The following is a 26082-nucleotide window of genomic DNA, read 5'->3' as shown; positions in this document are numbered from 1 at the left end:
TACAATGCGGGTTTGACCTTGAACCGGACGGCCATGCAAGACCAGATCCTCCAAGCGTTGCGCCAGAACGATGCCGGCCAGGCCGTGCAGCTGGCCCAGGCGTGGACCCGTGACGAACCCGGCAAGGCCGAGGCCCACCGCTGGCTGGCGCTTGCGCTGCAGCAGCAGGGCCAGGCCGAGGCCGCGATGGAGGCGTTGCAGCAGGCGCTGCAGCTGGCTCCCGATGATGCGCAGCTGCACCTGCAGCATGCCGGCCTGCTGCTGGCACTGCGCCAGTTCGACGGCGCCGATGAAGCCCTGCAGCGCACCACCGGGCTGGACCCCAACGCCTTCCCGGCCTACCTGATGCAGGCGCACCTGGCGGTGGGCCGCAACGACTTCGACGAGGCCCAGCGGCTGTCGACCCTGGCCTCGCGGCTGGAGCCGGACCATCCGGAACTTCTGACCATCGATGGCATGGTTGCGCTGCGCCGTGGCGATGCCGACCGCGCGCTGGCCCTGCTGTCGGCGGCCAGCCAGGCGCTGCCGGACGATACCCGCGTGCTGTACGCACTGGGCTTTGCCTATCTGGGCAAGGACATGCTGGCGTTCGCCGAGCAGGCATTCCGCCGCGTGCTGGCGTTGAACCCGAAGATGTCCTCGCTGCACGGCATGGTGGTGCAGCTGGCCTTGCGCCAGGGCAACGTCGAGGCCGCCGCCGAGGCAATGCAGCAGGCGCTGCAGCAGCCGGAGCTGGACGTGCCGCCGATGCGCCGCCTGGCCGGTGAACTGGCACTGCGCAGTGGCCAGCCGCTGCAGGCGCTGGAGCACCTGCTGCCGCTGCTGGAATCGCTGCAGGGTGATCGCCAGGTGCTGCAGCTGCTGCTGATGTCCTGGCAGCGCCTGGGCCGCGAAGATGAAGCCCGCGTACGTCTGGATGACGCGCTGGAAAGCAATGACCAGCTGCATGACCTGTGGCTGGCACGGCTGGCCGTGGAAGACGTCGGCAGTGCCGGCGCCGTGGCCGTCGTGGAGCGCTGGATGGCAGCGATGCCCAGCCACTTGCCGGCGCTGGAAGCGCGCATGCGCCTGCATGACATGGCCGGCGAGCACGAGCAGGGCGAAGCCATCGCCGAGCGCATCACCACCCTGGAACCGGGCCGCGTCAGCGGTGAAAGCCGTCGCGTCGAGGGTCTGCTGCAGCGTGACCCGGCCGCCGCCGTGGAGCGCGTGCAGGCCTTGATCGCACAGGCACCGGAGGGACACCGCGCCGACCTGCGCACCTGGCTGGGCGAGATCCAGGATCGCGCCGGGCAGCCGGAAGAAGCGCTGCGTACGTGGATGGCGCTGCAGACCGACCAGGCCTCGCAGCGGCTGCCGCTGCCGCCGCAGGCCAAGGCACCGCCGAGCTGGCCGGAGATGGCCAGCATCGACGAAGCGACGCGCGACAGTGGCTCGGCACCGATCTTCCTGTGGGGCGCCCCGGGTTCGGGCGTGGAGCGGGTGGCAACCGGCCTGGCCGCTGCCAGCCCGGTACTGCGCAGTGATCGTTACACCGCCAATCCCCCCGACGATGCCTTCCAGAACTACAACACGCTGCAGGACCTGGCGTCGGGCGTGCTGAGCCCGGAACGCCTGGTCGAGCGCTGGCGCGAACACCTGCCGGCCCGCGGCCTGGAAAGCGACACCGTGATCGACTGGCTGCTGTGGTGGGACAACGCGCTGTTGTGGGCATTGCGCCCGCAGCTGCCGCAGGGTCGCCTGCTGCTGGTGCTGCGCGACCCGCGCGACATGCTGCTGGACTGGATCGCCTATGGCGCCGCTGCACCGCTGGCGATGACCTCGATGGCCGAAGCCAGCCAGTGGCTGGTGCGTTCGCTGACCCAGATCGCCGCGCTGCACGAGGAGGACCTGTATCCGCACGTGCTGCTGCGCATCGACGACATCGGCAACGATGCACATGCGATGGCTGACCTGCTGGGCCGCGTGTTCGGACGTCCGATGCCGCCGGCTGCACAGCTGGGTGCACCGCGTCTGCCCGCCGGCCACTGGCGCCGGTATCGCGACGTGATGGGCGCCGCTTTCGCCCAGCTCACCCCGGTCGCGGTGCGATTGGGTTACCCGGAAGAGTGAGGAGCATCAGATGCAACTGAGCAGTCACAGCCTGGTCAACGGTGCGCCGATCGACCGTGAGTTCGCCGCTGGCGATGCCAACGGCTTCGCCCCCGACCGCAACCCGCACCTGGCCTGGAGCGGCGCGCCCGACGGCACCCGTTCGTTCCTGCTGGTGTGCGTGGACCCGGACGTACCGACGGTGCCGGAGACGGTCGGCCGCGATGACATGCGCGTGCCGCGCGATCAGCCGCGCTGCGATTTCGTGCACTGGGTGATGGCCGACATCCCGGCCTCGGTGCAGGAAATTGCCGCGGGCAGCTGCAGCGACGGCTTCGTGGTGAAGGGCAAGACCGCGCCGGCCGGCCCGGCCGGCAGCCGCCAGGGCCTGAACGATTTCACCGGCTGGTTCGCCGGCAATCCGGACATGGCCGGTGACTACCTGGGCTACGACGGCCCGTACCCGCCGTTCAACGACGAGCGCGTGCACCGCTACTTCTTCCGCGTGTTCGCGCTGGATGTGGCCACGCTGCAGCTGCCCGAGCGCTTCACCGCCGCAGATGCGTTCCGTGCCATGCACGGCCACGTACTGGCCGAAGCGGCGTTGCACGGCACCTACACGTTGAACCCGGCGTTGGCCTGAGCGGGCAATGTGCTTCTGTAGAGCCGAGCCCATGCTCGGCTGCTTTTCCCGATAGACAGCAGCCGAGCATGGGCTCGGCTCTACAACGCACAACGAAGAAGGGCGACCTCGCGGCCGCCCTTTTCATTTCGCAGGCAGCGGCGCGGGTTTGAACACCAGCACTTCGCCCTTGGCATTGCGCACGACCAATGCGCCGGTGTCGTCCAACGCGAGGGTCGGTGCGGTATCGCGACCGTGAAGCAGCGTTTCGGCTCGCCGTTCCTGCGCATCCACCTTGGGATTGATGCACAGCGCGGTGGTCTGGATGCCGTTCTCCAGGATCAGCCGGTCGTCCTGCAGGTGGTAATGACTGCTGGCCTGGTTGCACAGGTTCAACTCGCTCATGTAGCCGGGCTGGAAGCGCAGGGTGTACGGCGCCCGGCCCCTTACGAACAACGCGTCGATGCGCTTGCCCTGCGCGTCGGTGGCGCGTGCGAGCTGCCACAGATGGGCTTCAAGCTGGTCGGTGGTGGGTGTGCTGGCGGCGTATGCACTGCTGCCACTACCGATGGCCAGCAAAGCCAGTGCGAGCATGTACGTCCGTTTCATGCCGATCTCCCTGATGCATGTGGGTAGTGCCGGCCGCTGGCCGGCATGTTCCGTATGTCGCCGGAGCGGTGTGCAGCAACCGGCCAGCGGCCGGCACTACCCCACAACGAAGAAGGGCGACCTCGCGGCCGCCCTTCAAGAGCCAGCCGACCAGCAGTCGGCTCTACATCACTTCTCGATGGCCGACTCGACCACCATGTCCAGCACGTACGCCTGCGACGGCGCATCGGCCGGCGGGTTCTTCACTTCGTAGCGCTTCACGCGCACCACGTTGCGCACGCCGTCTTCGTGGGTGTAGCCCTCGATGCTGCCGTAGAAGTTCTCGAACGCGCCCGGCTCACCCTGCTTCAGGCCCTTGTCGTCGAACTTCACTTCGCGCACCTGCAGGCACTGGTAGTCCGGGATCATCGGGTGCGAGCACTTCTCGGTCTTCGCCGCAACTTCCAGGAACACGGTTTCGCCGGCGCCGCCGTAGCGGGTTTCAGCGGTCGGTTCCGGGTTGAACACCAGCACGTCGCCCTTGGCGGTGGTCAGGGTCAGCACGCCGTTGGCGTCCTGTTCGGCCTTCAGTTCGCCCTGCAGGCGGCTGGAGACGGCTTCGTCCAGCGCCATCAGCGCCTTGTCGGTGCAGGCCATCAGGGTCGAGGCCATCGCGCTGACGCTCAGCTTGCCGTCGGCCAGGGTGTAGCCGCCGCCCATGCGGTTGCAGGTGTTGCTGACCGAAAGGCGGCCATCAGCGAAGTCCAGGGTGACCGGCTTGTCTTCGCGGGCGAACAGCGCATCGATGCGCTTGCCATCGGCCGCGGTGGCCTGCTGCAGCAGCCAGTGCTGGCTCTGCAGGCGCTGCGCATCCAGGTGTGCCAGCGCCTTCTGGTCGCCGGCCTTGGCCGCCGCCGGGGCCAGATCGTCACCGCCGGTACCGGCCGGGGCGGGGGTCTGGCTGCAGGCGGCCAGCAGGGCCAGCGGGAGGAGCAGGGTGAGCTTGCGGTTCATGGTGATTCTCCTTGGGGAACCGAGGGGGAAACGGATCGGGGCCGGCAACGGGGTTACCGTGCCCCGGCGCTGTTCAGCTGCCGGACGGCAACCACAGCAGCAACGCAGCGCCCAGGGCGATGCGGTAAATCGCGAAGGCCGTGAAACGGTGCGACTTGATGTAGCCCATCAGCCACTTCACTACGACGAAGCCGGTGACGGCGGCGGCAACGAAGGCGACACCGACGTCGGTCCAGTTCTCGCTGGCCAGGTTTCCTTCCTTGGCCAGTTCCAGGAAGGTGTAGGCGCTTGCGGCGAACATGGTGGGAATGCCGACCAGGAACACGAACTCGGCGGCGGCCGCGCGGCGGCTCAGGCCCAGCAGCATGGCCAGGAAGATCGCCGAAGCCGAGCGCGAGGTACCGGGGAACACACCGGCCACCACCTGTGCCAGGCCGACGCCGATGGCCACCGTCCAGGTCACCTGGTCGCGGTCGGGCAGGCGCGCGGTATAGGCCTCCACCAGCAGCATCCAGATGCCACCGATGATCAGCGCCCAGGCCACCGGGCTGACGGTTTCCGGCAGTGACCAGCCAGCCTTGCGCACCACCAGGCCGACCACGGCGGTTACCAGGAAGGCCGCGCCGAGCTTGAACACGTACTCGCGGTTCTCGCGCTGGCCGAAGCCGGTGGCCAGCTGCAGCAGGCGCTGCCGGAACACCAGCACCACGGCCAGGATCGCACCGGCCTGGATGATGATGTTGAAGAAGTCCGATCGCGCGCCCAGCCAGTGCTGGGCGATCAGCAGGTGGCCGGTGCTGGAGATCGGCAGGAATTCGGTCAAGCCTTCGAGGATGCCCAGCAGCAGGGCGGAGAGCAGATCGGACATGGACGGTGCGGGCGCGGGCGGCGGAAGAAGCTCGAAAGAATAGACGATCCATGCCGCACCAAACGGGTGCGTCTGGTCATCGGCGCACCCGTTTGGTGCGCATGGTTCTGCACCTCGCTGGGGCAGCGGCTTTGAAATCAACGACTTGTGAAGGCTGAAAAGTTGGCACGGTCATTGCTGTACCTCAGCAGGCATTCATTCCCATCCGAGGTCGTACCGATGTCCGTGGAAACCGTAGAGAAGCTGATCAAGGACAACCAGATCGAGTTCGTCGATCTGCGCTTCGTCGACATGCGTGGTGTCGAACAGCATGTGACCTTCCCGGTCAGCATCGTCGAGCCGTCGCTGTTTGAAGAAGGCAAGATGTTCGATGGCAGCTCGATCGCCGGCTGGAAGGGCATCAACGAGTCGGACATGGTGCTGCTGCCGGATACCGCCAGCGCCTACGTCGACCCGTTCTACGCCGATCCGACCATCGTGATCAGCTGCGACATCCTCGACCCGGCCACCATGCAGCCGTATGGCCGTTGCCCGCGCGGCATCGCCAAGCGCGCCGAGTCGTACCTGAAGTCCTCGGGCATCGCCGAAACCGCGTTCTTCGGCCCGGAGCCGGAGTTCTTCATCTTCGATTCGGTGCGTTTCGCCAATGAAATGGGCCACACCTTCTTCCAGGTCGATTCGGAAGAAGCGGCGTGGAACAGCGGCGCCAAGTACGACGGCGCCAACAGCGGCTACCGTCCGGGCGTGAAGGGCGGCTACTTCCCGGTGCCGCCGACCGACACCCTGCACGACCTGCGTGCGGAGATGTGCAAGACCCTGGAACAGGTCGGCATCGAAGTGGAAGTGCAGCACCACGAAGTGGCCACCGCCGGCCAGTGCGAGATCGGCACCAAGTTCAGCACCCTGGTGCAGAAGGCCGACGAACTGCTGCGGATGAAGTACGTCATCAAGAACGTCGCCCACCGCAACGGCAAGACCGTCACCTTCATGCCCAAGCCGATCGTCGGCGACAACGGCAGCGGCATGCACGTGCACCAGTCGCTGTCCAAGGGCGGCACCAACCTGTTCTCCGGTGATGGCTACGGCGGCCTGAGCCAGATGGCGCTGTGGTACATCGGCGGCATCTTCAAGCATGCCAAGGCCATCAACGCCTTCGCCAACTCGGGTACCAACAGCTACAAGCGCCTGGTGCCGGGCTTCGAAGCCCCGGTGATGCTGGCCTACTCGGCGCGCAACCGTTCGGCCTCGTGCCGCATTCCGTGGGTGTCCAACCCGAAGGCGCGCCGCATCGAAATGCGCTTCCCCGATCCGATCCAGTCGGGCTACCTGACCTTCACTGCGCTGATGATGGCCGGCCTGGACGGCATCAAGAACCAGATCGACCCGGGCGCACCGAGCGACAAGGATCTGTACGACCTGCCGCCGGAAGAAGAGAAGCTGATTCCGCAGGTCTGCTCCTCGCTGGACCAGGCCCTGGAAGCGCTGGACAAGGACCGCGAGTTCCTCAAGGCCGGTGGCGTGATGAGCGATGACTTCATCGACGGCTACATCGCGCTGAAGATGCAGGAAGTGACCAAGTTCCGCGCGGCGACCCACCCGCTGGAATACCAGTTGTACTACGCCAGCTGACCGGTTGCGATGGCGGTGGGTAACCCCTCCCACCCGCCGCCATCGCATCCGTCTTCGCGGCTGGGGAGCCGCGGTCAGATCGGGGTCGTTGCACGGGGTCGGATCCCTTTCATGCATGAAAGGGCTCTGACCCCACGCCAAGGACCCCTGATCCAGGGGCAAGAGAGAGACCGGATACGCGACATGGGCCGCCCTCCCTCCCGCGTCGGCCGTGCAAGGAGAGAGGCACGGCTGTCCCGGCCCGGTTCGTGTCCGGTGCAACAGCCACGGCCATCACCACGATGGCCCGTGGTTGCCTGATGCCATCGCGCGTTGGCGCGCTGGCCCCATCCACCATCGGGACATGCGCATGAAACTGATCTCCGCCATCATCCGACCGTTCAAGCTCGACGAGGTCCGCGAGGCCCTGTCCGATGCCGGCGTGTCGGGCATCACCGTGACCGAAGTGAAAGGCTTCGGCCGCCAGAAGGGCCACACCGAGCTGTATCGCGGTGCCGAGTACGTTGTCGACTTCCTGCCCAAGATCAAGATCGAAACCGTCGTCACCGACGAGCGTGCCGACGCCGTGATCGAAGCGATCCAGTCGTCTGCCGGCACCGGCAAGATCGGCGACGGCAAGATCTTCGTGACCGCTGTCGAGCAGGTCATCCGCATCCGCACCGGCGAAATCGGCGCCGACGCGCTGTAAACCCCCTTCCGGAGACTCCCCCATGAAGATGCGCCTTCTCACCGGGTGGCAAGCCCGGTTCCATCTGGTGTGCCTGCTGATGCTGCTCAGCGCGCTGGCCGCCGGTATCTGGCCCGGCAGTGCACATGCCCAGGCCCAGGTCACGCCGCTGCAGAGCGAGGCCGTGGCCGTCGAGCCCCTGCAGGACCCGACTGCCGCCGCGCCGGCTGCCGCCGAAGCGGTGGCAGCGCCCGCCTATGACCATGGCGACGTCGCCTGGATGCTCACCTCCACCCTGCTGGTGCTGCTGATGGTGGTGCCGGGCCTGGCCCTGTTCTACGGCGGCCTGGTGCGTTCGAAGAACGTGCTGTCGGTGCTCAGCCAGATCCTCGTGGTGTTCTCGCTGGTGCTGCTGTTGTGGGTGGCCTATGGCTACAGCGCAGTGTTCAGTGCCGGCAATCCGTTCTTCGGCTCGTTCACCGAATTCGCCTTCCTCAAGGGCTTCACCCCGGAGTCGGTGGGCAACACGCCGATCAAGGGCCTGCCGGATTACCTGTTCGTCGCTTTCCAGTCGACCTTCGCCGGCATCACCACCGCGCTGATCGTCGGTGCCTTCGCCGAGCGCATCAAGTTCCGCGCGGTGCTGCTGTTCTCGGCGCTGTGGTTCACCCTCAGCTACATCCCGATGGCGCACATCGTCTGGGGTGGTGGCTACCTGGGTGAGATGGGAGCGATCGATTTCGCCGGCGGCACCGTGGTGCACATCAACGCCGGCGTGGCCGGTCTGGTCGCTGCATGGTTCGTCGGCAAGCGCCTGGGCTACGGGCAGACTGCACTGAAGCCGCACAACGTGCCGTTCACCTATATCGGCGCGATGCTGCTGTGGGTCGGCTGGTTCGGCTTCAACGCCGGTTCTGCCGCTGCAGCCGACACGGTTGCCTCGCTGGCCTTCCTCAACACCGTGCTGGCCACGGCTGCAGCGGTGCTGGGCTGGACGCTGGTTGAAGCGATCAGCAAGGGCAAGCCGTCGGCACTGGGCGCGGCCTCGGGTGCGGTGGCAGGCCTGGTCGGCATCACCCCGGCGTGCGGTACCGTCGGCCCGCTCGGCGCGATCGTCATCGGCCTGGTTGCCGGCGTGGTCTGCGTGTGGGGCGTGACCGGCCTCAAGCGCCTGCTGAAGGTGGATGACACCGCCGACGTGTTCGGTGTGCATGGCGTGGGCGGCATCGTCGGCGCGATCCTCACCGGTGTGTTCAGCGCGCAGTCGCTGGGCGGCACCAAGGCCGATCTGGATATCGGCCACCAGGTGTGGGTGCAGGTGGTCAGCGTCGGCCTCACCGTGGTCTGGTCGGCGGTGGTGACCGCAGCCATCCTGCTGCTGGTCAAGGTGGTCGTCGGCCTGCGCGTGACCGAGGAGGCCGAGCGCACCGGCCTGGATGTGACCTCGCATGGTGAATCGGCCTACGAGGCCTGATGCATCTACAGGGTGGGTGCCGACCGTTGGTCGGCACTGCACCTGCTCTGGTAGGTGCCAAGCTTGCTTGGCACTGCTCCTGCTCTGGACTGCTCTGCTCTGCTCTGGTGGGTGCCGACCGTTGGTCGGCACGGTCGGTGGCCCAGCCACGCATGGCGTGGCGCTACTGCATCGTCCGCGCTTATCGCGCACAATCAGGGCATGCACCCGATCCGCACGTCCCTGATGCTCTCGGCCTGCCTGCTGCTGGCCGCCTGTGCCTCCACGCCGCAGGAGATCCGCAACCCGCTTGCCACCTGGGTGCCGTCGCCGAACCAGAACGCGCGTACGCCGGTCATCATCGTCATCCACCACACCGAGCAGAAATCGGTGCAGCAGAGCCTGCACACGCTGCGTACCGCCAACAGTGGCGGGCGGGTCAGCGCGCACTATCTGATCGGCGCCGATGGCCATCGCTACCAGCTGGTGGCCGATGAACGGCGCGCCTGGCATGCCGGTTCCGGGCGCTGGGGCACCATCACCGACCTCAACTCCGCGTCCATCGGCATCGAACTGGACAACGATGGCCGTACGCCTTTCAGCCCGGCGCAGATCGAATCGCTGATCGTGCTGCTGCGTGATCTCACTGAACGGCTGAACATCCCGCCGCGGCAGGTGATCGGCCACGCCGACCTGGCGCCGACGCGCAAGGAAGATCCCAGTCGCTTCTTCCCGTGGCAACAGTTGGCCGAAGCAGGTTTCGGCGTATGGCCGCGCGCGGCCGACGGTGCTGCGCCGGAAGGCTTCGATGCATGGGCTGCGTTGGCGCGCTTCGGCTATCCGCTGGACAACCGCGATGCAGCGGTACGTGCGTTCCACCGTCGCTTCCGTGGCAGTGACACCCTGCCGAAGACACTCGACGCCGAAGATGCCCGCATCCTGCATTCGCTGCTGCTGCAGACCCCCTGACCCAGTAGTGCCAGCCCATGGCTGGCAGCCTCACTCCATTCCCAGCGCAGCGCGTATTGCCGCGACATGCGCACGCCCAACAGGCAACTCGCTGCCGTCGCTCAACACCAGCCAGTAGCGGCTGCCTGAGGCCGCATGCAGCGTGCGGATCTGGTGCAGGTTGACCAGATAGGAACGGTGGCAGCGGACGAAATCCGCAGGCAGTACCGTGGCCAGCGCGGCCAGGGATTTGTCATGCAGTTCACTGCGGCCGTCGCGCAGGCGCACCTGGCTGTAGTCGCCGTCGGCACGGATCCAGAGCACGTCCGCCAGTTCGACGGTCGCTGTGCCCTGCGCGCGCCAGATGCCGAGATAGCGGGCGCAGCCGGGCCGGTAGCGGCTTGCGTCGAGCAGCCGTTCCAGCGCCTGGGCGAGGCGCTCGCGTGAGAAGGGCTTGGGCACGAAGTCGAGCACGCCGTGCTCGAACGCCTGCAATGCGCGTTCGCGGTGTGCCGACACCACCACGCACTGGTAGCGCCCGGCAACAGCGCGGCGCAGCAGCTCGAAGCCATCGTCGCCGCCAAGGTTGAGGTCCAGCAGCAGGCCGTCATAGACGCTGCGCTGCAACCGGTCGCCGGCCGCTTCCAGATCGGCTACTGCATCGAAACGCGCGCGTGCACCGGCCAACTCGCCGCACATGCGCAGCAGGCGCTGTTGCACCAGGGGTTCGTCCTCGACGATCAGGATGCGCATGTCAGCTCGATCCGGCCGCACCAGTGGTCGCCGTCGATGCCCTGCACGAAGCTCCAGCCGGCGGGGCTGGCCGCCGCCAGGCTGGCCTCGATGTAACGTGTACCGGTGCCACGGCCGCGGTGCGGGGCTGAGCCGCGCGCACTGCGCAGTTCCAGTATCCAGCGCGCCTCGTCGCGCTGCACGTGCAGGCGGAACGGGTGCAGTGCACAGGCAACAGCGCCGGCATGGGTCAGTGCGTTTTCCACCTGTGCGTGCAGGATGCCTGGCGGCAGCGAAAGCGCCGCATCGCCGCCATCGACTTCCAGCACCATGCGCCGGTCCAGGGCAAGGCCGACGATGTCCAGGTGGCTGCGGCACAAGGCCAACTCATCCTGCAGGGGAACGCTCTGGCGGCTGCTGCTGTCGCGCAGGCGATCGAACTGATTGGCCAGCGACTCCACCAGACGGCTGGCGCGCATCGGCGACTGCTCGATCAGTTCCTGCAGGCAGGTCAGCGTGTTCATCAGCCAGTGCGGCTGGATGCCCCGTTGCAACAACTGCAATGAAAGCCGTGCGCGCTCTTCGCGCAGCCAGGCGTTGTGCCGGTCCAGCGCCTGCAACTGGGCGACGTGGCGCAGCAGAAGGAACACCATCAGCACCGCCAGCAGCAAGAAGTATGGGCCATCAAGGAAGGCGCCGCGTGCGACCAGCAACGCCAGCAGGCCGGCAGACAGCAGCGCCAGGATCGGCCACCGGTCTTCCTGGTCAGCAGGTGCGCGCAACAGCACCCAGGCCGAAGCGAGCAGGCTCAACAGCAGCGCCGCAGCGGAGCGGGTGTCGAAGCCGGGCAGCGCGATGGCCGCTGCCATGATCAGCGCCAGATAGATGAAACAGCCAGCCCTCGGTAAGGCCACCTCGAAGCGACGCGCAAGATAGGCAGGCAGCAGCAGCGCTGCGGCCACATGCAGGGCCAGCAGCGCGACCAGGCGAACGCCGTGCCAGGGATAGGGGTAGCCCAGCAATGATCGCCACGCCTCGACCGCGGGCAGCGCCAGCCCCACCACGCCCAACGCCAGCAGCAGGTGCGCGCCGGGCGTGCGTGTCTGCCCACGCAGCACCGCCAGGAAATACAGGCATGCGGCTGCCAGCGCGCCGGTGGCGAAGGCCGCGATCAGCCATGGCAGGATGATCTGGCCGTACAGCACGGGGGCTGGCGCGATCAGCACCATCGCATCTGCGCCATGCAGGGCGAAATGCTGCTGCTGGCTGGATGCAAGCACCAGCAGTTCATCGGTGGCGTTTCCCGACGGCGGCGGTAGCACGCGCACGACGTCTATGCGCCCGGGCCTCTCTTCTTCCGGCGTGCGACCGACAGCGCCATTGCTGATCCATGGCATCCCGTTCCAGTACAGCTGGCTGGCAGCGCGCAACGACAGCCTCACTGTGCGTCCATGATCGGCGTCGCTTTCCGGCGCCGGCACCTGCCAGCGCAGCCAGTACGGGCCATGCCACTCCGCCAGCTGCTGCTGGTCCAGCGGCCGCCAAGCCAGGTTCTGCGGCGGGTGCGTTGGCAGGCCGCCGGATGCCCCGACATTCGCAGGTGCCATCTGTGCTCCCTGCACAACCCTCATTTCCGGTGGCGGCGTCGACACGATCAACCAGGCAGCCACGGCCGCAAGCAGTACAGCAAGGACAGCGAGGGTTCGTGTGATCTGCATGGCGGCCATCGTATCGGTTGCGTGGAGACATTGGACCGGCGTCTGGAGACGTTCGGCAGAGGGACGCGTCCGCAGCGCTGCGCGGGAGCAGATGCTGGCGGCGCACATCCTTCCATCGGAGCCCAACATGACCCGCAGCGCCTCTACGTCTTCCGGCAGTTTCCAGGTTCGTCGCCCCGTCGTGGCCGCCGCCCTGGCCGCACTCTACCTGGCCCTCGCTGTCGCCCTTCCTGCGCAGGCCGGTCCGGCGACTCTGGCCTTCGAGCCCTACACACTGCAGACCAGGAACCATGGCGATATTGCCGCCGAGATCGCCACGCTGGAGGTCCCGCGACGGCACAGCGAGCCGGACGGTCCGCGCCTGCACCTGAAGGTGGTGCGCCTGCGTGCGACGGCTGGCACTGGCCGCACTGCACCGGTGGTCTACCTGGCCGGTGGTCCGGGTGGTTCTGGAATCGATACCGCACGTGGTCCGCGCTGGCCAGTGTTCGACCAGGTCCGCCGCGAGACGGATGTGCTGCTGCTCGACCAGCGCGGTGCGGGTCTGTCCGAGCCGCCGCCGGAATGTCCGCACGAGAGCCGTTTCGACGATGCGCAGCCGTTGCAGCGCGATGCCGCGTTGGCCGTGTTGCAGGCGACGGCCGCCAAGTGCGTAGCGTTCTGGCGGCAGGCCGGTGTCGACCTTGGTGCCTACACCACGGCCGAGAGTGCCGGCGACCTCGACGACCTGCGGCGCGCGCTGGACGTGCCGAAGATCAGCCTGTGGGGTATGAGCTATGGCACCCATCTGGCCCTGGCCACGGTGCGCCTGCACGGCGCCGGTCTTGAGCGCGTGGTGCTGATGGGATCCGAAGGTCCCGACGACACGCTGAAGCTGCCGCTGAGCAGCGATGTGCTGCTGCAGGAGCTGGCGGTGCTTGCCCGCAAGGACGGCTTCGATGACCTCGCCGGATCGACCACCCGCGTGCTGCAGGCGCTGCGCGAGCAGCCGCGGCAGGGCCGCAGCCACATGCATGAGGGCCGCCAGGTCAACATCGGCCTGTACGACGCGCAGATCGTCATCGCCAACATGCTGGGGCAGCGCATCACCCAGCAGTGGCTGCCGTTGGTGCTGCGCGAGGCCGAGACGGGCAACTACGACCCGCTGGCCGACCTGGTGCTGATCGGGCGCGCCCAGTTCGCGAAGTTCCCGGCCATGGGTCTGGCGATGGACGTCGCCTCCGGGCAGAGCCCGCAGCGCCGGGCACTGGCCGAAGCACAGGCACGCCAGAGCCTGTTCGGCGACGGGCTGAACTTCCCGTTCCCGGCCATCGGTAATGGCCTTGGCCTGGCCGATCTGGGTGCGGGCTTCCGCGGCCCGCTGCACAGTGAGGTGCCGGTGCTGTTCATCAGCGGCACGCTGGATGGGCGTACGCCTTCGGCCAACGCCGAGGCACTGCGGCCGGGCTTCAGCAACGGCCACTCGCTGCTGGTGCGCAATGCAAGCCATCACAACGAGTTGTGGACAGGCAACCCGGCCATCGCCCGCAGCATCGTCGACTTCCTCGCCGGCCGCGTCGTCAGCGAAACCGTGCTGGACGTGCCGCCGCCGGTGTTCGCCACCCACAGCAGTGAGCTGCTGGGCGGCACGCGATAAGGCCCCTCGTGTGGTGCAGGATGCGATCCCGGTCCTGCGCCACGCCCGATTGCACTACATTGGGGCAATGACTGACCTCATCGCCCCCTTCAACCGCACGTGCTGGAGCCTTCTCGCGCTTGCCGTGCTTGCTGGTTGTTCCAGCACCGGCACCCGCCCTGAAGCCCCCGCCGCAGCAACGCCTGCCGCCACCTACGCCAAGGTCGACTGGAACACGTTGCCGACCGTATCCGATGCCGACCTGCAGGCAGGCTTCGCCGCCTGGCGCAGCAGCTGCACCCGGTTGAAGAACGATGCGATCTGGGCAAAACCCTGCGCGACCGCCAGCGCCGTGTCCGACAAGGACGCCAGCGCGATCCGCGCATTCCTGCAGCGCGATCTCGATGTCTATTCCCTGCGCGCCGGCGGTCATCAGGCCGACGGCCTGATCACCGGCTACTACGAACCCATCTATCCGGGAAGCCTCACCCGCACCGACACCGCCACCGTGCCGGTGTACGGCACACCCGATGATCTGGTGGTGGTGCAGCTGGAGAGTGTCTATCCCGAATTGAAGGGCAAGCGCCTGCGCGGCCGCGTGGAGGGCAAGGTGCTGAAGCCCTACGACGATGCCGGCAGCATTGCGACCAAGGGCGCCAAGGCGCCGGTGCTGGCCTGGCTGACCGATCCGATGGACCTGCAGCTGCTGCAGATCCAGGGTTCGGGGCGTGTGCGCCTGGCCGATGGCAAGCAGGTGCGGCTGGCCTACGCCGAACAGAACGGCCATCCCTATCGCGCGATCGGCCGCTGGCTGGTGGAGCAGGGCGAGCTGAAGAAGGAAGACGTGACCATGGACGCGATCCGCGCATGGGCGAAAGCACATCCGGCACGCGTACCGGAGCTGCTGCGCAGCAATCCCAGCTACGTGTTCTTCGTGCGCAGCGCGGACAGCCCGGAAGGTCCGCGTGGTTCATTGAACGTGCCGCTGACCGCCGGCTACAGCGTGGCGGTGGACCGCACCGTGGTGCCGCTGGGCAGCCTGCTGTGGCTGTCGACCACGCGCCCGGACGGCACGCCGGTGGTGCGCCCGGTGGCGGCACAGGACACCGGTGGCGCCATTGCCGGCGAGGTACGCGCCGACCTGTACTGGGGCAGTGGCGATGCCGCCGGCAAGCTGGCCGGCGACATGAAGCAGCAGGGCAGGATCTGGATGCTGTGGCCGAAGGGCGTGGCGTTGCCGCAGTAGGTCAGCAGGGGTCAGATCCCCTTCCGCAGGAAAGGGATCTGACCCCATATGCCTGATAATGGCGCCCTTCCGATCTCTCCGGCCGCACCTGTGGCCAGGACAAACGCAATGAAATACGCAAAGAACAACGCAAAATCCAACACCAAGAAGTACTACAAGCACTGGGCCGAATCGGGCCTGGGCAAGGGCAACGTGCTGATGGAAGCCCGTGGCGAGAAGATCGTGCGCCAGGTGGAAATCTACGGGGCCAAGGTCGTGTGGGCCGATGAAACCGGCCAGAGCGATGACCGCTTCGTGCTGGCTGACCAGCCGGTGTCGTTCATGGATTTCGACGAAGACGACGAGATCAGCGCGCGCGAGTTTGAGATCGCCTGGAAGAAGGCCCGGGAAGCCACCGGCTACCCCGTTTAAGGTCGAGGGGCCTGCAGTCATCGGATGGTCGGCGGAATCGAAATGTTATAAAGTTTCATTTCCAGCCTCCCCCCTGCCTCCCGATGAAGACTTCCACGCTGGTGGCCGCGCTCGCGGCCGCCCCGTTCGCCCCTGAAGCATTCGCCCAGTCCGCCGACGCCGCGCTCACCCTGGGCAAGGTCGATGTGCACCAGCACAGCGAGGGGCAACTGAGCGCGCACCAGGTGCTGACTTCGGTGGACGTGCTGGGCGCGGACCAGATCGAAAGCCGCAACGTGTCGCACAGCTGGGAACTGCTCGGGCAGATGCCCGGCATCCAGCTGACCGAAACCCGGCAGGGTGCCGAGTCGGGCAAGGTCAGCTTCCGCGCCTTCAACGGCGAGGGCTACCTCAATGCCATCAAGACCCTGATCGACGGCATCCCCAGCAACGTCAACAGCGGCAACCAGCGCTTCATCGACATGCTGTTTCCGCTGGAAATCAGCTACATCGAAGTGGTGCGCGGTACCAACGACCCGCGCTACGGCCTGCACAACATCGGTGGCAACGTGAACTTCGGCACGCGCCAGGGCGGCACCTACACCGACGCGCGCCTGGCCTACGGCAGCTACAACACCCGCGACGCGCAGCTGGCGGTGGGTCGCGAAGCCAACGGCTTCGCGCAGAACTACTTCGTCGGCACCCAGGCCAGCGACGGCTACCGCGACCACGACAGCTCGAAGAAGTACTCGCTGGGCGGCAAGTGGTTCTTCGGTTCGCTGGAGGACGGGCTGCGCATCGGCCTGACCGCGCGCGCCTACCACCACGAGGCCGACGAGCCCGGTTTCATGACAGCCGAAGAGCTGCACGCCGGCCGCCGCCGCAGCGACCTGCGCAACGCCAACGACGGCGATGACCGCGACATGCGCCAGTTCGCCGCGCACCTGGACATGAAGCTCAGCGACGCGGTGACCTTCGGCACGCGGCTGTACTACAACCGCTATGAAGACGACCGCCGGGTGACCTTCAGCGATCTGCCCACCGGTAATCTGCCGCGCCAGCGCAGGCTGTGGGACGAGCGCCAGGCCGGCCTGCTCGGCACGCTCACCTGGCAGGCCAGCCCCACGCTCACCGTGGAGGGCGGGCTGAACTACGAGCAGCAGGACAACGGCTACCTCCGCGAGCGTTACGCCTACGCCGAACCCACCGATTTCAGCCGTCCGCCGGCACGCGTGCAGAACAACGACCGCCACAGCTTCGACAACTGGGGCGCGTACGTGCAGGCGATCTACCAGCCCGCCGACGCATGGAAGATCGTGCCGGCCTACCGCGTGGACCGTTTCAGCGGCCACACCCGGCTGATGAACGGCGCCACCGGCCGCCTGCAGGACTACGGCAGCATCGGCCAGCCCAAGCTGAGCGTCATCCACAGCCTGGGTGAACACACCCACGTCTATGCCAACTGGGGCCGCACGTTCCAGGTGCTGACCGGTTCCACCGCGCCGGCCTATCTCACCCCGGGGCAGGCACCGATGCAGCCCTCCACCAACACGGGCATGGAACTGGGCCTGAAATTCCAGCCCTTCGCCGGCAGCCAGGCCCGCTTGGCGGTATGGCAGCAGGATGCGGAAAACGAAGTGTCCAACATGCCGGCCACCGGCACCACGGTCACGCTGGGCAAGACCCGTCGCCGCGGTGTGGATGCGCAGATCAGCGCGCAGCTGGGAGACGCGTGGACGTTGTGGGCTTCGCATGCCTACCAGGAAGCGAAGATCACCCGCGACGACCGCGCGCCCGGCGTGTCCCTGCAGGGACGCGAAGTCGCGGCCACGCCGCGCCACATCAGCAACCTCGGTCTGGACTACCAGGCCAGCGATGCCCTGCAGCTGGGCCTGCAGGCGCGCGCGCAGGGCGATTACTACCTGGAAGAGCGCAACGTCACGGGCAAGTTCGGTGGCTTCGCCGTGCTCGACCTCAGCGCCAGGTACCAGATCACCCCGGCCTGGAGCGTCGACCTGCAGCTGAAGAACGTCACCGGCCGTGAGTACGCCTACGCGTGGTACGACAGCTTCTTCTGGGACAGCGCCCGGCCGATGTTCTCGCCCGCCCCGGGCCGCGCGGTCTTCGTCGGCCTCAACATGAAGCTGTAACCGCAACGCCGGTAGCGGTCGAGCTTGCTCGACCCGCGCGGACTCACGTCACCGCGTTGTACGGTTCGATGCGGGCCAGCACGTCGGCCAGTCTCTCCTTGGTCATCGCAGCATCGAAATCGGCCTGCAGGCCGATCCAGAACTTGTCGGATACACCGAAGTAGCGGGACAGGCGCAGCCCGGTATCCGCCGTCACGGCGCGATGGCCAGTGACGATCTCGCCGATCCGGCGCTGCGACACGCCGATCGCCTTGGCCAGGCGGTACTGGGTGATGCCCAGCGGCTCCAGGAATTCGTGCAGCAGGATCTCGCCGGGAGTGGGGTAGGGAACGGTTCGCATGGGAGGGCTGCTCGAAAAGCTGATGCAGAGGGCAGTGTGTCGACGGCGTGTTGCTGTGGGAATCGGGTAATCCGACCACGTTCGACGCATTCGGCTTGATGGGGTCAGAGCCCTTTCCTTGTGGTGAACCCATCACCAAAGTGAGTGCTCATCGGACCTCTATAGTCTGTGCAGACCGTCAGGGTTTGGACCGAACTTTGCCCGCTCTTTGAGCGGCAAAGATTGTGTAGCGCAAGGCACGCGAGCGTAGCCCTCCTCAGCAGACAATGGTCCAGAACCATTGCGACAATGGGGGGCGGCCTAATAGCTCTTGGTACCAGGCCTATGCGTCGAATTTTGGGTGCATCCTAGACTCAGGAATCAGGCACCTGCCCGGGAGACAAGCAGAACAGAGGAGAGGGAAGATGCTAGTGGTAGTTAGGCATGCGCAAAGCCTGGCTAATGCGGGATTCGTAACTGCCGACCCGGAATCCATTGCCCTTACGGCCATGGGGGAGGAGCAAGCTCGCGCAATGGCAATGACCTGGTCGACTACGCCTGACCGCATCTTTACCTCACCATTCCTCCGGGCTAGGCAGACATCACAACCACTCGCCGAGCGCTTCAGGATGGTCGCTGCGCCCCTGGAGGTCCATGAGTTCACGTATCTGTCGCCCGAGCGGTGCGTGGGTACCTCGGCGGCAGACCGCAAGCAGTGGGTAGCGGACTACTGGTCCCGTTGCGATCCAAACTATGTGGATGGGCCTGGTGCCGAGTCATTTGCCCAGCTAATTGCCCGCGCTGGGCGAGCGCTGCACATACTTGAATCCTATTCTGAGCATGAGCAGGTGGTCGTGTTTAGCCACGGTCAGTTGATGCAGGCGATGCGCTGGATTTGCGGGAACAAGGCTCCCTCGGTGGTGAACGCTGCAGCGATGGATGCATTTCGAAAGCTGGATTTGGATCAGCCTATTGCCCATTGCCAGAGGCTGTTTATCGAATAGGAGGCGATCGCGGACACTGCCCAACCTCTCCGCCCCGCCCTCCGGTCGCAGATCGTTGGTCTCGTCGAGCCAGAAGGCTATCCGTTGCCGCATAGCGATGAATGCCCGACAGATGGCCCTGCAGGAATTGCAAAAAGACTCATCTCTGGGCCAGCCGCCTCAAATTGTCTCGCCTGACAGCTTGGGGAGGCGCTCCCAAGACTCTAATGAAGGCGCGGCGCATCCTTTCAGGATCTCCAAACCCAACGGAGCGAGCTATCCGCTCGACGGCTTCTGAGCCATCCTCGACACGTACTCGAGCTGCCTCAACCCGAAGGCGCTCCACCGCCTTGGCTGGAGTGATTCCGGTTTCCTTCTGGAACCTTCTGCCGAACTGTCGAACGCTCAGGTTCACCGCGTCTGCTAGGCGCTGAATAGATAAATCTTCGTGAAGATGATCACGTGCGAACGCGAGTGCAAATCGGATTCGATCTGACGCTGGCTCCAGACTGGACATTGCGGAAAACTGCGACTGCCCGCCTGATCGACGATGATAGACGACGAGCTCCCGGGATATCGAGTTTGCGACGTCTAAACCAATGTCCAACTCTATCAATGCAAGTGCGAGATCTATGCCTGCAGTAGTTCCCGCCGAGGTCCAAATGGGTCCGTCGGCAACAAATATCCGATCCGCTTCAACTTTTACGCTGGGATAGCTTTGCTGAAGCTGGCGAGCATTTCGCCAATGGGTCGTAGCCCGTCGGCTGTCGAGCAGACCCATTTCGGCAAGTAAAAATGCTCCAGTACAAACGCTTGCGACGCGCCCAGTAGTCTTTGCGACCTGTGCAACCTGCTGAACATTGCTCGGACAAAGCATGGAGGGGATTTCTCCCCCGACGATGATCAGCGTATCGAGCTGCGCCTCGCTTAAGCAGCTAGTTCCGACGGCAACACCGGAGCAGCTTAGTACTGGTCCTCCTTCAAGAGACAGCACCTCGAGCGAATAGAATTTCCGCCTAAAAAATCTTGGAACGAAATCAAACGCCGCGAGAGGCCCTGCGAGGTCAAGGATCTGATGGCCAGGAAAGATAAAGAAGCCGATCTTGTGCATGGTGGCCGATTCTGAGGGAATTTGGTCCTTTACGCCACAGGTCCATCTTTCACAATCTGGTCTGCCCTGAGAGCAACGCAAGGTAGGGCGGCCCCACCACATTAGGTAGAGTTCCATATGGTTGACAGTTCCGGAGATGGCTCCAACGAGCGAGGCCTTGATCGACGCGACTCGCGGCGATCGTTCCTCAAGCTTGGAAGCATTGCCACGTTGGGCGCAGTTCTGGGCGGCGGCTACCTCTATGGATGGCCATCTCTTGGTCTGGCGAAGACGAGAAGCGCGGGCAGCGCCACAGGCACAGTGTTCACTATTGTCATCGCCACTTATGCCGGCGGGACACTTCTCGACTTCGCGGGCCCCAGCGAGATCTTCCACAGACTACCCAACACCGAAGTCCGTATCGCGAGTCTGAATGGTGGTGCTGTCAATCTTGAGTTTGGCATCCAAATCGGCAGCACTGAGCGACTGTCCGACATTGCCACCGCCGATCTGCTGCTGATCCCGGGAGGACCAGATCTCACCGAACCGACCAAGCCAGAGTATCTTGCCGAGGTTCGTCGCCTGGCCGCGGGTGCCAAGCACATCACATCCGTCTGCACGGGTTCTCTCGTACTAGCAGCCGCTGGGCTGCTTAAGGGCAAGCGCAGCGCCTGTCACTGGGCCGCCATCAATAGGCTCTCTCACTACGGAGCCATACCTGTTTCGGAGCGATTCGTGGAAGACGATAACGGGCGCTTTATGAGTGGGGGCGGAATCACATCAGGGATTGATTTCGCTCTTAGGGTTGCTGCAAAGCTGCACGGGCGGGTTGCGGCGGAACTTGCACAAATGGTCGTTGAATATGATCCCGACCCGCCCTACCATTCCGGCCACCCGAGATTGGCGTCCCCAGAAGTGCTTGAGATGGTAAAGGAGATGATGCCAGGCGCCTTAGAAGGGCTTGCCCCTATTCCAGGCATCCTTTGAGCCCTCAAGCAGACTTAGGTCGTCAAATCAGTTCGTTTTCCTAACGACATGACGGAAGATTCGCCAATGCGCCTAGCGGGCGTTGGCGGATGCTCTACGGTCAAGAGACGGAGTGCAGAGATCGATCTTTTCAGCGCGCTCCCAGCTCAGGCTTTTAGAGTGGAACTGTGTACTGGCACAACCGCTCTTTGATTGCGGTCATGTGCTTCCGCAGGTGCGCCAGTTCCATCTCGCGCTACACCATGGCGCCCTCCTAGGTACGGCCAAACCCTCTTCCGCCGCATTCACTCCTAGGGGAAGGTGAATTGACTGGTCAACACAGAGCGCGAGACAGGCGGGGCAATGCCGTCGAAACAGCGCGCTCTGGTCGGAAGCAGTGCAGATCCCTCGTCGCAGAGTTGCTGCCGCGCTTGTCATACGGACGGTACTGGTCATCAATTTCTTAAGCCTCCGGCAGTCTGCATCTTTTTAGGGATCGCCTGATGGAGTAGCTCGGTACAGCCTTCTAGGATGCTGCCATGCATCGCCTCCTGCCGCAGCACCCTTCCACTAACGCCCCGTCCGTAGCGGCCACGGTTCTGTTGCGCTGGTTGTCGCTGTGCGCGCTTCTCTGTCTGCTGGGCACTGCCTCCTTCTACGTACTAGCTCAGTTGGGGGATGACGTCTCGGTGCATCGACGCGATATGAATGCTGCTGCCTATCGGGCTCAGCTCTATGTAGATCAGCGCGAGGCCCTGCTCAACCACTTGATTGATTCTGTGGTCGAATCACCCGCGCCAGAGCGCAACATCGCTACTAGCCGGAAGGTACCGGATTCAAGCGTGCAAGACCTGCAACTGGGAAGATCGCGTAGTGGGGGTGACTTAACTCTGCTGCTGCCAGAACGAGCAAAGCAAACTCTGGCCGAATTTGATGTGCAGCTGATACACGTCGGTAGCGCACCAGCCGTGGTGCGCGCAGCCCTTCCCAGTCAGTACGAGGACGCAGCGGCGTCTGCTAGTGGGCTGAGCGCAGAGGTTCTGCGTGCCCATGCGATGAATTCACCTAGCAACATGGGAGTGCACTGGTTGCCCCCGGTCCGCGCCGGCGCGCCGATCTACATCTACAGGGAAATTGAAGATGGATCGGATCCTAGACATTGGCTAGTACTGGCCTTGGATTCTAGGGCCATGTCTCAGATGATCGACGGAGGGGGCATTGGTGACTTTGCTCTTCTGGATGCGCGCAACCAAGCAGTACTCGCCAAAGGAAGCCACACGCTGCCCACGAGGTGGCTGCAAAGTCATCCTAAAGATGCATTTGGCTGGATCTGGCATGATCTTCGCCCAGGGGGGCTGGCTCTGCTGAAGGGAGTCGGAGAGGATGGATGGCGCCTCCTATACCGTCTTCCCATGAGCCTGCTGCTCGGCGACATCGCCCTGCATTTGGTCGCGTCGCTGTTTATGTGCGCGGGGGCCATCATCGCTCTGCATGCGTTGTTCAAACGCATCGATCGGCACTTGATTCAGCCTTCGTTGCGGCAGCATCAACATCTGTTAGAGAGTTTCGACTTTGCCAGCACGGTCATTGAGATGGCACCTGTCGGAGTGTGCGTACTGCATGGCCACGATGGCAGAGTGCTGTTGGAGAATCATCTCGCCCGCGACTGGCTGGGGAGCGACACCAATGCAGCCGATTGGATCGGCAGCTGGCGTCAGAGCGTGTGCAGCGCCGCGGACGAGCGGCGAACTGTCGAATACGCGACGCGGGTGGGCCGTCAACTGCAAGTATTGGGTACGCGCACCCGCTACCAGGGTGAAGATGTTTTCCTATGCGTTTTCAACGATATAGGTCGCCACCGTCAAGTCCAGGCGGCACTGTCGGCCGCCAAGATATCGGCCGATCAAGCTAGTCAAGCTAAGAGCATATTCCTAGCTACCATGAGCCATGAAATTCGGACGCCTCTATATGGGCTGCTTGGGACGCTTGAGCTGTTGGAGAACACCAGCCTGGACTGCCGGCAGACCCAATACTTGAACACCATCCAGCAATCATCTTCTACGCTATTGCAGCTGATCAGCGACATCTTGGATGTCTCAAAGATCGAATCAGGTCAGTTCTCTCTCAGCGTGGAGCCCTTCTCGCCGCTGGACTTGGCCGAATCCACTTTGCGCGCATATGCGGCAGCGGCAGCTCGGAAAAATCTACAGATCCTAGTCTGCGCAGACCCGCAACTCCCGGATCGAGTGCTGGGCGATGCCGGACGGATACGTCAGATCTTGGGCAACCTGTTGAGCAACGCAATCAAATTTACGGAGGGCGGGCAAATTTTTCTGCGCGTCAAACAGGTGGGCAGCGACGGCGATAGTGTTTCGATCAACTGGCAGGTCACCGACACCGGGATTGGCATCGCTCCGAGCGAGCATGCTGACCTTTTCGAACCATTCCGACAAGTTGGCGTGCACAGCCGAATGGAAGGCACGGGATTAGGCCTGTCGATCAGTGATCGATTGGTTCGCTTGATGAATGGAGAAATCCGCCTGGTCAGTGAGCCGGGTCTAGGTAGCAGCTTCAGCGTGGTGCTGCCAATGGCACTTGCTAAGTCGAAAGGCACCGATGAAGCTATGCCGGAGCTGTTGCCGAACCCGATCATCTATCTTCGATGCACAATTCCTGAGCTTGCTGCCAGTGGGCGTAAGTGGCTCGAGCGGTGGGGAGCCAGCGTGCGCCTCTATGCGGCCGGGGCGCCGTCGGCTGACAAACAGGATGCGATCCTGCTCGATGTCGCTCCGCGCGATGAGATGCCAATCTACTGGCCGGGTCCCAAGGTCACGGCGCTTCCCGATGCTGGCGACTTGGCTTATGTCGACCCAGCGAATCCCGAACGCCTGACTGTCAGCCTCTTCAGCATCCGCGCCATCGCTAACGCGCTCGCACAACTGCAACAAGGTAATCGTCCGGCTCTGCCAAGTGCCAATAAACTGCCTGCCAAGTTGAATCTCCGGGTGCTGGTGGTAGAAGACAATCCAATCAACAGGGTAATTCTGAAGGAGCAGTTGGAGTCGCTGGGTTGCAGTGTGGTCACCGCCGTTGACGGTCAGCAGGCATTAGAGCTGTGCCTGGCTAAGGCATTTGACGTTGTTCTGACCGACATCAACATGCCGCGGCTCAACGGGCATGCACTGATTCAGGCCCTGCGTGAACAGGAAATTGGAGTTCCGGTGATTGGGGCCACAGCTAGTGCCACATCAGATGATCGTATGCGCTGTCTTGCAAGTGGCATGATCGACTACATCGTTAAGCCGATTAGCACGAGCACGCTTCATCACGCATTGAGCGGGCTTATCCAAGGAGCGCCGGCATGACCAGTCCCCAAGTGCTTATCCTGGAAGATCAGCCGTTCCAGCGCGGCTTCTTGGCCAGCCTATTCAATGCTCTGCCGGGCATCTATTCCGACACCGCCGGTGACGGGACCGATGCTCTGGCGATGTGCCAATGGCGCAACTACGACTTGGTGGTGACAGATTTGATGATGCCAGGAGTGGATGGAATTCAGTTCATTCAGAGCTTGGCGGCGCAGGAGCAAAAGCCAGCGCTAGTGTTAGTGAGTTCGGCCTCAGAGCGGATGATGGCATCCGCCCGCCTAATGGCGGAGTCGCTTGGTCTTACCGTGCTAACCGTATTGCAGAAGCCGATCTCGCCCGGTGACGTCGCAGATGTGATGGGCCTACTAGATCAGTATCGCTTTAAAGGCCCCGTCCCATCTGCGCCCATTGACTCACCGCTAAACGTCACCCGTGAAGAGCTTTGTAGCGCCATAGCTAGTGGGGAAATCACGGTCTGGTTCCAACCGAAGAAGTCACTGGAATCGGGAAGGCTAGAGGCGGCCGAAGCGCTGGTGCGATGGTGTCACCCCGAGCTGGGGACAGTCTCACCTGGGCGCTTTCTGCCGCTCATCGAGTCCAATGCCTTGGAATTGGCGCTGCTGCGCCACGTACTCGCCGCGAGTATCCGTGCTCAGGCCGTGTGGAGGGAGAGAGGTTTTCGTGTTCCGGTTTCAATAAATCTGCCGCCGCACCTGCTAGAACAGAGCAGTCTGCCCGATGAACTGCTAGCGTTGACCCTGCAGCAGGGCGGGTTACCCGCAGACTTGTGCTTTGAGCTGATGGAAAGCAGCACCACCCAGCACGTCAGCGACTACTACGCCGGTGCTTGTCGCTTGCGCATGAAAGGATTCGGTTTAGCGCAAGACGACTTTGGGCAAGGGCTTAGCTCGGTACACAACCTTGTCAGTACACCTTTCACTGAAGTCAAGATTGATCGAGCCTTGGTGAAAGGCTGCGCTGAGAACAGTGCATTGCACAGTGCCTTGGCTACAGTGATTTCGTTGGGCCGCAGACTTGGTCTGAACGTCGTTGCGGAGGGTGTAGAGACCGACGAAGAGCTCGCGACGCTCCGAAACCTTGGTTGCACACAAGTGCAGGGTTTTCTCATATCGCCGGCCATTCCGGTGAAAGCGTTCGCCGCTCTACTGGATGCAGAGAAACCGGGTGACCACTCTGAGGGTCAATAAGTGCAAGGGATGGCTATCGAGCTGGCACTACACAACAAGCAGTCCGGTCCTCTGACAGTCTCGGAGTCGCGTCGAGCCCTACCTGAGTAGTCGAGCCACACCTGGGTATGAGGACAGAGATGACCCGCAGGCTTGTGGGTCCGCTCGTCATGGCCGGCCATGGGGTGAGTAAGGCGATGTACTTAGATGGGTTTCTCCCTTGATAGTGCCATCTTCGGCTGCGCGCGCATGCCGAGAGACCTGCCTAGGCGTGTGGGTTCAAGTTCCTGACTATTGATAGCTGTCCGTCAGGCTCGTTGGTCAGGTGTTGTGATCATGCTTGACGCCTGGCTGATGATCCACAAGTCGTAGTGCCATAAGCATGCGTCGTAGTTCACGAGGCAGGTGAGTGCAAGGTTGTGAGCGGCTGTGCTCTTGTAT

At 64.1% G+C, this 26082-nt stretch carries 21 protein-coding genes; 14 read left to right on the top strand and 7 right to left on the bottom strand.

Annotated features, from left to right (window positions below):
* The first annotated feature begins 33 nt into the window (after window positions 1–33).
* Together AC13GI_RS13860 and AC13GI_RS13855 are read left to right on the top strand one after the other, a co-directional pair.
* Window positions 34–2112, top strand: a complete 2079-nt coding sequence (locus AC13GI_RS13860) for a tetratricopeptide repeat protein (protein WP_482996598.1) — start codon at window positions 34–36, stop codon at window positions 2110–2112.
* A gap of 10 nt (window positions 2113–2122) precedes the next feature.
* Window positions 2123–2734: a YbhB/YbcL family Raf kinase inhibitor-like protein gene (locus AC13GI_RS13855; RefSeq protein ID WP_099819512.1), complete on the top strand. Its 612-nt coding sequence runs from the start codon at window positions 2123–2125 to the stop codon at window positions 2732–2734.
* A 123-nt stretch (window positions 2735–2857) separates the two neighbouring features.
* Here the strand turns inward: AC13GI_RS13855 and AC13GI_RS13850 are convergent, their stop codons facing one another.
* The 3 genes from AC13GI_RS13850 to AC13GI_RS13840 all read right to left on the bottom strand — a co-directional run bounded on the left by AC13GI_RS13850 (window position 2858) and on the right by AC13GI_RS13840 (window position 5183).
* A complete protein-coding gene (locus tag AC13GI_RS13850) occupies window positions 2858–3322 on the bottom strand; it encodes an META domain-containing protein (RefSeq protein ID WP_099819513.1) in 465 nt (154 codons plus the stop codon).
* A gap of 168 nt (window positions 3323–3490) precedes the next feature.
* A complete protein-coding gene (locus AC13GI_RS13845) occupies window positions 3491–4315 on the bottom strand; it encodes a DUF4377 domain-containing protein (protein ID WP_482996597.1) in 825 nt (274 codons plus the stop codon).
* Window positions 4316–4388: 73 nt separating this feature from the next.
* Entirely contained in the window at window positions 4389–5183 is a 795-nt protein-coding gene (locus AC13GI_RS13840) for an undecaprenyl-diphosphate phosphatase (RefSeq protein ID WP_099819515.1), read from the bottom strand.
* A 219-nt stretch (window positions 5184–5402) separates the two neighbouring features.
* Between AC13GI_RS13840 and glnA the strand changes: the two genes are divergently transcribed.
* The 4 genes from glnA to AC13GI_RS13820 all read left to right on the top strand — a co-directional run bounded on the left by glnA (window position 5403) and on the right by AC13GI_RS13820 (window position 9901).
* Entirely contained in the window at window positions 5403–6812 is a 1410-nt protein-coding gene (gene glnA / locus AC13GI_RS13835; protein WP_380655366.1) for a type I glutamate--ammonia ligase, read from the top strand.
* 349 nt (window positions 6813–7161) lie between these two features.
* The gene (locus AC13GI_RS13830) at window positions 7162–7500 is read left to right on the top strand and encodes a P-II family nitrogen regulator (protein WP_004134334.1); all 339 of its coding nucleotides are present in this window, start codon (window positions 7162–7164) and stop codon (window positions 7498–7500) included.
* Between the two features lie 22 nt (window positions 7501–7522).
* A complete protein-coding gene (locus tag AC13GI_RS13825; RefSeq protein WP_089241711.1) occupies window positions 7523–8953 on the top strand; it encodes an ammonium transporter in 1431 nt (476 codons plus the stop codon).
* A gap of 201 nt (window positions 8954–9154) precedes the next feature.
* Complete coding sequence (locus AC13GI_RS13820) at window positions 9155–9901, top strand: N-acetylmuramoyl-L-alanine amidase (protein ID WP_482996596.1); 747 nt, start codon at window positions 9155–9157, stop codon at window positions 9899–9901.
* A 30-nt stretch (window positions 9902–9931) separates the two neighbouring features.
* Here AC13GI_RS13820 and AC13GI_RS13815 read toward each other — a convergent pair whose 3' ends face one another.
* Both AC13GI_RS13815 and AC13GI_RS13810 read right to left on the bottom strand, forming a co-directional pair.
* A complete protein-coding gene (locus AC13GI_RS13815) occupies window positions 9932–10633 on the bottom strand; it encodes a LytR/AlgR family response regulator transcription factor (RefSeq protein WP_482996595.1) in 702 nt (233 codons plus the stop codon).
* Entirely contained in the window at window positions 10621–12219 is a 1599-nt protein-coding gene (locus AC13GI_RS13810; RefSeq protein WP_482996594.1) for a histidine kinase, read from the bottom strand. Before AC13GI_RS13810 ends, AC13GI_RS13815 begins: the two co-directional genes overlap by 13 nt.
* 238 nt (window positions 12220–12457) lie before the next feature.
* On the opposite strand from AC13GI_RS13810, the gene AC13GI_RS13805 reads away from it, so the two are divergent.
* The 4 genes from AC13GI_RS13805 (at window position 12458) to AC13GI_RS13790 (ending at window position 17731) form a co-directional block, all read left to right on the top strand.
* The gene (locus AC13GI_RS13805) at window positions 12458–13966 is read left to right on the top strand and encodes an alpha/beta fold hydrolase (protein WP_482996593.1); all 1509 of its coding nucleotides are present in this window, start codon (window positions 12458–12460) and stop codon (window positions 13964–13966) included.
* Between the two features lie 67 nt (window positions 13967–14033).
* Window positions 14034–15191 (top strand): murein transglycosylase A, encoded by a 1158-nt coding sequence (gene mltA, locus AC13GI_RS13800; protein WP_482996592.1) that lies wholly within the window; start codon window positions 14034–14036, stop codon window positions 15189–15191.
* Window positions 15192–15299: 108 nt separating this feature from the next.
* The gene (locus AC13GI_RS13795; RefSeq protein WP_033832709.1) at window positions 15300–15602 is read left to right on the top strand and encodes a hypothetical protein; all 303 of its coding nucleotides are present in this window, start codon (window positions 15300–15302) and stop codon (window positions 15600–15602) included.
* An 83-nt stretch (window positions 15603–15685) separates the two neighbouring features.
* Window positions 15686–17731, top strand: coding sequence for a TonB-dependent receptor (locus AC13GI_RS13790; RefSeq protein WP_482996591.1), 2046 nt, complete (start codon window positions 15686–15688; stop codon window positions 17729–17731).
* 43 nt (window positions 17732–17774) lie between these two features.
* Here AC13GI_RS13790 and AC13GI_RS13785 read toward each other — a convergent pair whose 3' ends face one another.
* Window positions 17775–18071, bottom strand: a complete 297-nt coding sequence (locus AC13GI_RS13785; protein ID WP_482996590.1) for a HigA family addiction module antitoxin — start codon at window positions 18069–18071, stop codon at window positions 17775–17777.
* 266 nt (window positions 18072–18337) lie between these two features.
* On the opposite strand from AC13GI_RS13785, the gene AC13GI_RS13780 reads away from it, so the two are divergent.
* On the top strand, window positions 18338–19054 hold the full coding sequence (locus AC13GI_RS13780; RefSeq protein ID WP_482996589.1) for a histidine phosphatase family protein: 717 nt from the start codon (window positions 18338–18340) through the stop codon (window positions 19052–19054).
* 139 nt (window positions 19055–19193) lie between these two features.
* On the opposite strand, the gene AC13GI_RS13775 is transcribed toward AC13GI_RS13780, so the two are convergent.
* Window positions 19194–20144: a GlxA family transcriptional regulator gene (locus AC13GI_RS13775; RefSeq protein ID WP_482996588.1), complete on the bottom strand. Its 951-nt coding sequence runs from the start codon at window positions 20142–20144 to the stop codon at window positions 19194–19196.
* A 117-nt stretch (window positions 20145–20261) separates the two neighbouring features.
* Here AC13GI_RS13775 and AC13GI_RS13770 point away from each other — a divergent pair, with 117 nt between their 5' ends.
* From AC13GI_RS13770 to AC13GI_RS13760, 3 genes are all read left to right on the top strand, one after another.
* The gene (locus AC13GI_RS13770; protein WP_482996587.1) at window positions 20262–21110 is read left to right on the top strand and encodes a DJ-1/PfpI family protein; all 849 of its coding nucleotides are present in this window, start codon (window positions 20262–20264) and stop codon (window positions 21108–21110) included.
* 518 nt (window positions 21111–21628) lie between these two features.
* Window positions 21629–24454, top strand: coding sequence for a response regulator (locus AC13GI_RS13765; RefSeq protein ID WP_482996586.1), 2826 nt, complete (start codon window positions 21629–21631; stop codon window positions 24452–24454).
* The gene (locus tag AC13GI_RS13760) at window positions 24451–25662 is read left to right on the top strand and encodes an EAL domain-containing response regulator (protein ID WP_482996585.1); all 1212 of its coding nucleotides are present in this window, start codon (window positions 24451–24453) and stop codon (window positions 25660–25662) included. The genes AC13GI_RS13765 and AC13GI_RS13760 overlap by 4 nt, the downstream gene beginning before the upstream one ends.
* Window positions 25663–26082: the final 420 nt, after the last annotated feature.

Source organism: Stenotrophomonas sp. 82F1 (genome assembly GCF_056861525.1).
The sequence above is the reverse complement of the archived record's forward strand: the minus strand, read 5'-3'. Positions and strand labels throughout refer to the sequence as shown.